The sequence below is a fragment of the Candidatus Magnetobacterium casense genome (assembly GCF_019173545.1).
GTDB classification, from domain to species: domain Bacteria; phylum Nitrospirota; class Thermodesulfovibrionia; order Thermodesulfovibrionales; family Magnetobacteriaceae; genus Magnetobacterium; species Magnetobacterium cryptolimnobacter.
On sequence record NZ_JABXWD010000539.1, the window covers coordinates 1 to 1,897 of the forward strand.

The window sequence follows — 1,897 nt, forward strand, 5'->3', positions numbered from 1 at the left end:
CAATCGAAACGTGCTATAAAACTGTTCACTATGAAGGGCTAAGAGTGGGAGTAGAAGAAGGGGGAACCCCCTTCTTTTTTCACTTTTCTACCCTTTACCCTTTACTTAATCATCCAGTTGGCAGGCAGTGCTTTTTCGATGTCCCCTTTGCCGGCTATACTTGTACCGTCCATAAACCAGACCGCCACGTCACCGGTGGAGGAGTCCTGCCAGAGGATGTCGTCCTTGCCGTCGCCGTTGTAGTCGCCGGAGTCCTTAAACATCCAGTTGCCGGGCAATGCCGCAGAGACAACGCCCTTGGACGTTACCGTCGCTCCATCGATAAGCCAGACCACAACGTTGTTGGTTGAACTGTCCTGCCAGAGAATATCTGCCTTGCCATCGCCGTTGAAGTCTGCCACGGCTTTTATCTGCCAGTTGGCCGATACTGCCTTTTCTATGTCGCTCTTGCTTTTAACGCTGAGACCGGCCATGAACCAGACAACGACATCCCCGTTGGTGTTTTGCCAGAGGATATCGGCCGTGCCGCCACCGTCAAAGTCGCCAACGCCCTTGATCTGCAAGCTTGATGATACTCCCTTTTCCAGATAATCCTTTGTTGCTATGCTTGCTCCATTCATGAGCCAGATGCTTACATCGCCGTTGGTGTTTTGCCAGAGGATATCGGTCTTGCCGTCGCCGTTTAAATCACCAATGCCATTAAACAGCCACTCTGTCGGCAGCTTCCTTGTCACATAGGCATGTTTCGTTATCTTGGTTGCGTTCATAAACCATATGACAACATCACCATTGGTGTGCTGCCAGAGGGCATCTGTCTTGCCATCGCCGTCAAAGTCACCCTTGGCCAGAAAGCGCCAGACGTCGGAGACCCCCTTGGCCGGATAGCCTTTAGATGAGACACTCATTCCATTGATAAGCCAGATAGCGGTGTCTCCGGTAGAGCTGTCCTGTAGAAACACGTCACTCTTACCATCGGCGTCAAAGTCATCATTGCCCCTGGAGAAGGTGACGGTAACGGTCTTTGATGCCGTCATCTTTATGGTACACTTGCCGCCGTCTGTGGTATCGCAGCCCGTCCATCCCCTGAATATTGACCCTGACTCCGGTATTACAGCTGCCGTAAGGGTCTCCTCAATGCCATCGGCATAATATGCTACGCCAGTGTTAAAGTTCCAGAATAGTATGCCCTTTGAAGCAGTAGCCGTGCCGTTGCCTGTGATGTTTATTGTAAGCGTCCTGCTCAGTCCAAAATCGGCATAGACGTTCATATCCTTTGACATCGTAACCGTGCAGGTATTACTCATCCCTGAGCAGTCACCGCTCCAACCTCCAAAAACCGAGCCGTTAAATGCGCCCGCCCTCAGGGTTACCACCGTACCATCGGGGTACTCCACCGGCCAATATTGGCTCATTTTCTATAGTTGATTCACGTTACCACCGTACCATCGGGGTACTCCACCGTGGTTACACCACTAGACCACGGCAGATTTCCGGGGGACACCGTTACCGTGCCACCGCCCGTGCCTGTTTTTGTTACGGTGAGTAACTTGGGTCTCAGGGTAAACGTCGCCGTGGCATTGATGTTCTTCGATGTGGTTACCGTGCAGGTGGTGTTTGTTCCTGAACAGTCACCAGTCCAGCCCGTAAAGACTGAGCCATCCGATGGGACTGCCGTCAGGGTCACCACCGTTGTAGCATCTGTATACTTTGCCGTGCCGGTGTTGCCCGACCACGTCAGTTCTCCGGGGGAAACAGTTACATTGCCGCTACCGGTGCCTGTTGTGCTGACGGTAAGGCTATACATTCGGTTAAACGTTGCCGTGACATTCATTTTCTTCGTCATCACCAGAGTGCATCCGGCAACGGTGCCAGTACAGTCGCCACTATAGCCGGCAAA

Annotated in this window: 2 protein-coding genes; both read right to left on the reverse strand. The window is 52.3% G+C overall.

Annotated features, from left to right (window positions below; all coding sequences use genetic code 11):
* Window positions 1–101: 101 nt before the first annotated feature.
* Window positions 102–1,412, reverse strand: coding sequence for an FG-GAP repeat domain-containing protein (locus HWQ67_RS17305; RefSeq protein WP_218253945.1), 1,311 nt, complete (start codon window positions 1,410–1,412; stop codon window positions 102–104).
* 14 nt (window positions 1,413–1,426) lie between these two features.
* On the reverse strand, window positions 1,427–1,897 hold a 471-nt coding region (locus HWQ67_RS17310), incomplete at its 5' end, for an InlB B-repeat-containing protein (RefSeq protein WP_218253946.1).